The 6238-nt window shown below is 48.7% G+C and carries 7 protein-coding genes; 4 read left to right on the top strand and 3 right to left on the bottom strand.

Annotated features, from left to right (window positions below; genetic code table 11):
- Both B3Z75_RS01350 and rlmD read left to right on the top strand, forming a co-directional pair.
- Nucleotides 1-660: DUF4982 domain-containing protein (locus tag B3Z75_RS01350; protein WP_294066962.1), on the top strand; the 660-nt coding region annotated here is incomplete at its 5' end.
- Nucleotides 661-744: 84 nt separating this feature from the next.
- A complete protein-coding gene (rlmD, locus tag B3Z75_RS01355; protein WP_294066965.1) occupies nucleotides 745-2154 on the top strand; it encodes a 23S rRNA (uracil(1939)-C(5))-methyltransferase RlmD in 1410 nt (469 codons plus the stop codon).
- 92 nt (nucleotides 2155-2246) lie between these two features.
- Here the strand turns inward: rlmD and B3Z75_RS01360 are convergent, their stop codons facing one another.
- From B3Z75_RS01360 to B3Z75_RS01370, 3 genes are all read right to left on the bottom strand, one after another.
- Nucleotides 2247-3155, bottom strand: coding sequence for a TraB/GumN family protein (locus tag B3Z75_RS01360; protein ID WP_294066968.1), 909 nt, complete (start codon nucleotides 3153-3155; stop codon nucleotides 2247-2249).
- A gap of 7 nt (nucleotides 3156-3162) precedes the next feature.
- Nucleotides 3163-3495, bottom strand: coding sequence for a hypothetical protein (locus B3Z75_RS01365; RefSeq protein ID WP_294066971.1), 333 nt, complete (start codon nucleotides 3493-3495; stop codon nucleotides 3163-3165).
- Between the two features lie 121 nt (nucleotides 3496-3616).
- Nucleotides 3617-4135, bottom strand: a complete 519-nt coding sequence (locus tag B3Z75_RS01370) for a ferritin (protein ID WP_294066974.1) — start codon at nucleotides 4133-4135, stop codon at nucleotides 3617-3619.
- Between the two features lie 217 nt (nucleotides 4136-4352).
- Here B3Z75_RS01370 and spt point away from each other — a divergent pair, with 217 nt between their 5' ends.
- Together spt and B3Z75_RS01380 are read left to right on the top strand one after the other, a co-directional pair.
- Nucleotides 4353-5543 (top strand): serine palmitoyltransferase, encoded by a 1191-nt coding sequence (gene spt, locus B3Z75_RS01375; protein WP_294066977.1) that lies wholly within the window; start codon nucleotides 4353-4355, stop codon nucleotides 5541-5543.
- A 135-nt stretch (nucleotides 5544-5678) separates the two neighbouring features.
- A partial coding sequence (locus B3Z75_RS01380) for a DUF389 domain-containing protein (RefSeq protein WP_414702841.1) occupies nucleotides 5679-6238 on the top strand: 560 nt, incomplete at its 3' end.

Genomic DNA, 6238 nt, shown 5'->3' on the forward strand with positions numbered 1-6238 from the left:
TGGAACAAAGAGGCTGAAACGCTCCATATCCTGCCCCACTGGAACTGGGAAGGTCGTGAGGGCGAGGCGACGCCGGTCTTCGTCTATACCAATTACCCTTCGGCTGAGTTGTTTATCAACGGCAAAAGCCAGGGGGTGCGGAAGAAAGATCTCTCCATCCCGCTCGAGGGTAGCTACAGCGCAGCAGCACAGAAAGGGCTGGAACGCCAGAAGCGTTACCGGTTGATGTGGATGGATGCGAAGTATGAGCCGGGAACAGTGAAAGTGGTGGCCTACGATAAGGATGGCAACAAAGCCGCAGAAAAAGAGGTTCGTACCGCCGGAAAACCGTACCGCCTGGTGCTGGAGGCGGACAGGAATGTGATCAACGCCGACGGGAAAGACCTTTCGTTCATCACCGTATCGGTGGTCGACAAGAACGGCAACCCCTGTCCCAACGTGAACGAGCTGGTGACGTTCAAGGTAAAGGGAACGGGCACCTATCGTGCCGGAGCCAACGGTGATCCTGCCAGTCTCGATCTGTTTCACCTGCCACAGATGCACCTTTTTAACGGTAAGCTGGTGGCCATTGTGGAGTCAACAGAAAAACCGGGTACAATTACCCTGGAAGCAAACGCCAAAGGATTGAGGAAAGCTGTTGTCGCTATACAGACAAAGTAGTTCAGAATCACACAAAAATAGTACGAACGCTCCATCGAAAGGTGGGGCGTTTTGTCTATCTTTGTACTTCAAAAAAACAAATTAATGGCAAGAAAAAGGAAACAACTTCCCCTGCTCGAGTCGGTGCTCATCACCGATGTGGCGGCAGAGGGAAAGGCAATTGCAAAGGTGGACGGAATGGCGCTGTTTGTACCGTATGCCGTACCGGGCGACGTGGTTGACATACAGCTAACGCGCAAGAAACACAGTTATGCCGAGGGCAGGGTGGTGCGCTTTGAAAAATATTCCGAAAACAGGACAATACCCTTTTGCAACCACTTCGGCGTCTGCGGCGGCTGTAAGTGGCAACAGCTTCCTTACAAGGAACAACTGAAATACAAGCAACAGCAGGTGCTGGACAGCCTGACCCGTATTGGCAAGGTGGAGCTGCCGGAGATTACCCCCATCCTGGGGGCGCCACAGACCACCTTCTACCGGAACAAGCTGGAGTTTACCTTTTCCAACAAGCGGTGGCTCACCGAAGAGGAGATCAGCTCCGACAAGCAGTTTGCGGAAATGAATGCTCTGGGGTTCCATATCCCTGGCATGTTCGACAAGGTGCTCGATATCGACAAGTGCTGGCTGATGGACGACCTTGCCAACCAAATAAGGAACAGCATTCGTAGCTTCTGCCTGGAGCAGGGCTACAGCTTCTTCGATCTTCGCAACCAACAGGGGCTTATGCGTACCCTCATGATCCGCAACAGCTCCATCGGTGAGTGGATGGTGATTGTGGTCTTTTATGAAGATGATCGTGAAAAAAGAGAAAAACTGATGGGCTACCTTGTGGCTGAATATCCGCAGATCACCTCCCTGCTCTACATCATCAACCAAAAAGCAAACGACACCATTACGGATCAGGAGGTGGTGACCTGGCGCGGCAAAGATCACATCTTTGAAGAGATGGAGGGATTGCGATTCAAGATCGGCCCCAAATCGTTCTACCAGACCAACAGCGAGCAGGCCTATCACCTCTATGGGGTGGCGCGAAGCTTCGCGCAGCTTACGGGTGATGAGCTGGTGTACGACCTTTATACCGGTACGGGTACCATTGCCAACTTTGTGGCACGCAATGCCAGGGAAGTGATTGGAATAGAGTACGTGGAGGAAGCCATTGAAGACGCACGGGTAAACTCGCAGATAAACGGGATCGAAAATACACGCTTTTATGCCGGCGACATGAAAGATGTGCTTACAGCGGAGTTTATTGCAGCTCATGGTCATCCCGATGTAATCATTACCGATCCGCCTCGCGCCGGGATGCACGAAGATGTGGTCAATGCCATTTTGTTGGCAGCGCCGGAAAGAATAGTATATGTGAGCTGTAACCCGGCCACGCAGGCTCGCGATCTGAACCTGCTGGACTGCAATTACAAGGTTATCCGTGTACAGCCGGTCGACATGTTTCCCCACACCCATCATGTGGAGAATGTGGTGCTGTTGGAGAAAAGATAGATGGGCCTATTTGCGCTTTCGGGCCTTTGGTGTCAGATGCCGTTGATATGGGTAAAGGAATAAGGATGTATTGGCCGTGATTGCGGTTGTGGCTAGTTTACAGCTTCAACGCGGTATCCCAATTCTTTCAATCCTTCAATCAGTCCCTCTTCTCCGGGAAGGTGCAGGCATCCCACGGCAATGAACGATGGCTTCTCCTTCATGATGGCAGGCAGTTGTTCAAGCCATTTTCTGTTTCGATCGCCGTTCAGCGTATTTTTCTCCTTTTCGGTAGAAGGGCAGGGGTCGTCGGGCATTTCCTTCTCGTACAGTGCCCGCAGTGCATGAATATTCTGTGCGTGGTAAGCTACCTGGAGCTCATCCATCTGCTTTTTCAGCAGTTCCGGATGTTTGACCATGCAGACCAACAGTTCCGCCTGTCTATCCAATGTTTGCGAGTTGAGCAAAACAGAGATCTGATCCTCGGTTGTTTCGAGTCCGATTACCGGCCGGGTGCGTTTTAACGCCTCCTCCTGAAAATACTGATCAAGACTCTTCCCGGACGAAAGGGAAGGGTAGTACTGTTGATAGAGGGTGACAGAAATCAGGTTGGAGAGCAGGGCAGGTTTGAGTGTGCCAAGCTGCTTCAACCCGGCACCCAGCAGCCGGATAAGCGTGCTGTCGAGCAGCGCTGCATCTTCCGGAGACAATAGCGAATCATACGAAACGCCGGACGGCATTGTTGACTCGTTCATAATTTTCATCTGCATCGAAGCCATATTGCTCATGTCAAGCTCGCCCACAGTCTGTTCCGTGTTTTCAAAAGCATCCATTACTCCCGAAACAGAGTCGAGAAAGGAGATGGGGACAAGGTGGTGGGTTCCAAAAAGGAAGGAAGGCTGTTCAAGTCCATTTCCGGATACTTTCCATAACAAAGAACCGGTTTCTACCTTTGAAGCACCGGTGCAGGAAAGCAACATGAAAAATGCTGCCAGCGAGAGAACGATCTTTTTGATTATCATGATTTTTTTATTGGTCGATTTTCATAATTGTGCCATCAACAACCTTGGCCATCCTCTCTTTCTCTTTTCCAATACTCAGAAAATCGAATAAAATCCAGAAGAGGGTAAACGATGGAATTATGTCTGTGACAGGGAATAGCTCTTCCATGAAAGTGATGAGGGAGGTGTATTTTCCCTTTTTCTCGCCGAACATCTTGTAGCTGATGTAAGCGGCCACGGGAGCCCATATTACATCGACAAAAGCGGCGGCCGGAATAGCAGCTGAAGCCATACCTACCGCGTCTAACAGTATGCACTTGCCCAATTTCCTGTATTTAGTCCCTGTTTTTTCTAGCTGCATTGTCCGGTGTGAAAGATTTGTCAGTATGAGCGTTTTTCGTCAAAAGGTTTGTGTTGAAAAAAATCAGGGAAATAATGAAATTCCCCCGATTTTCTCACAAAAATATCAAAAGTTATTTCAATTAAGCAGTTGTAGTAGTATTGATGGGTGTATAGCTCCTTTGCGCCAGCTCTTTGTCCATGGTGTAGACACCAAATCCGTTGTTGCCTATCAGCTTCAGGCTGTCGATCATTCCCTGGGCCGTTTCTTCCTCTTCCACCTGCTCATTCACAAACCACTGTAACATGTTTTCGGTTGCAAAGTCGTTTTCTTTGCGCGCAATCGAAACCAGATTGTTGATGAGCGAGGTAACCACTCTTTCGTGATCCAGCGTGTCCTGAAATGTTTTTAATACAGAATCCCATGACGTTTCTACCTTTTCTATAGGGGCTAATTCTACCCTGTTCCCTTTCGCAATAAGATAATTCATAAACTTCAATGCGTGGTCCTGTTCTTCCTGAAACTGAACCTTGAACCAGTTGGCAAAACCAGGAAGACCTTCGTGAGCGCACCAGGTTGACATGGAGAGGTAGAGATAAGCCGACCATAATTCGGCGTTGATCTGTTTGTTAATTGCGGTTTCTAATTCTTTACTTACCATAGTTGTGTTACTGTTTATTTATTAAATGTGTCCAATGTCGTTAAAACGTTTATAAATCGAAAATGTTTAAAATATTCGTCCGAACCAGCCGGGTGGTTCAAAAAAAAAGAGTTGCATCCGACTATTTAAATTAATTGCTATCTTTGCAATTGGTTTCTTGGAAAAAACACTTCTCACTCTGATTTAGGAAGAAGTTTATTTTTTTAATTTTCTTTAGATGAATCTTTTAAAAGAAAAAATGATGAAATATGATGCTCCGCAGCGTGCGAAAGCTGCAGGCATCTATCCCTACTTCCGGGCTATTGAAAGCGATCAGGACACAGAAGTTCTCATCAACGGGAAGAAAGTGTTGATGTTCGGTTCAAATGCCTATCTGGGGCTGACCAATCACCCGAAAGTAAAAGAAGCTGCGATTGCTGCGACTAAGAAATATGGTACCGGCATGGCGGGATCCCGTTTTTTGAACGGGACGCTCGACATACATCTGGAGCTTGAGCGAAAACTTGCCAACTTCATGAATAAGGATGAAGCCGTTGTTTTCTCCACCGGATTTACCGTGAACGAGGGGGTACTGGGATGTCTTACCGGAAGAGATGAATACATCATCTGGGATGAGAGAGATCATGCATCCATCATAGAGGGACTACGGACATCTTTCTCCACAAAATACAAGTTTCGTCATAACGATATGGATTCCCTGGAGAAGCAACTTAAACGCTGTGATCCCAGAAAGGTGAAATTGATTGTTGTCGATGGCGTCTTCAGTATGGAAGGAGATCTGGCCAATCTGCCCGAGATCGTGAAGCTGGCGCGCAAATACAACGCCAATATCATGGTGGACGAGGCACACAGCCTGGGGGTCCTTGGCAAAAGATACAGCGGCCGCGGTGTCTGTGATCATTTTGGCCTGCTCGACGATGTGGACCTTGTGATGGGTACATTCAGCAAGTCGTTGGCCTCCATCGGCGGATTTATCGCCGGTGACTATCCGGTGATCAACTATCTGCGCCACAATGCACGTACCAATATTTTTAGTGCCAGCATCACACCGGCTGCCACAGCTGCTGCTGCCGCGGCGCTCGATATTCTTAAATCTGAGCCGGAACGTGTGAAACGATTGTGGGAGCTGACCGATTACGCTATCAATCAGTTCCGGGAAAGAGGGTTTGAGCTGGGACCTACGTCGACGCCTATTCTGCCGCTTTATGTCAGGGACAACGACAAGACCTTCATGATTACCAAAATGCTTTTCGAAGAAGGTATTTTTGTCAATCCGGTTGTTCCGCCCGCCGTCGCATCAAACGACACACTCATTCGTTACTCGCTGATGGCCACACACACCATTGAGCAGATCGATCACTCCATTGAACGCATCACGGCCGTCTTTAAGAGAACAGGCGTCCTCTGACCCTGCCCTTCGAAAGAGAAATATTCTCTAAACGCATCAGTCGTTTTGGTTTTTTTTATAGATTCGCAAAATTAATGACTGGTTATGGAAAAGAGAAGTGAGAAACTGTTGCGCTGGTTCGACCTGCGCAGCGAAATGGAAGAGTATAATACCATTCACACGAACATTGAACAGGGTATCGTCTTCAAGGGAACGAACCTGTGGATTCTGGTGTTTGCTATTGTGGTGGCCTCCGTGGGGCTCAACATGAACTCCACGGCGGTGATCATTGGTGCCATGCTTATCTCGCCGCTAATGGGTCCCATCAACGGAGTTGGCTATAGCCTTGCAACATACGACTTTCAGCTGCTGCGACGTTCGCTGAAAAATTTCTCTTTTGCTGTGGGTGTAAGCCTCCTCACCTCTACGTTCTACTTTCTGCTTTCACCCATCAACGAAGCACACTCGGAGCTGCTGGCCCGTACCAGTCCAACCATCTACGATGTGATCATCGCCCTCTTTGGCGGTCTGGCCGGTATTGTGGCGATGAGCAGTCGTTTAAAGGGAAATGTGATCCCCGGTGTGGCGATTGCTACCGCGCTGATGCCACCCATCTGCACAGCAGGATACGGGCTGGCCACTTATCAGTTTAACTTCTTCTTCGGAGCACTTTACCTCTTCACCATTAACACCGTCTTCATCGCTTTTGCCGCACT

The organism is Proteiniphilum sp. UBA1028 (genome assembly GCF_002316955.1).
Classification (GTDB): Bacteria; Bacteroidota; Bacteroidia; order Bacteroidales; family Dysgonomonadaceae; genus Proteiniphilum.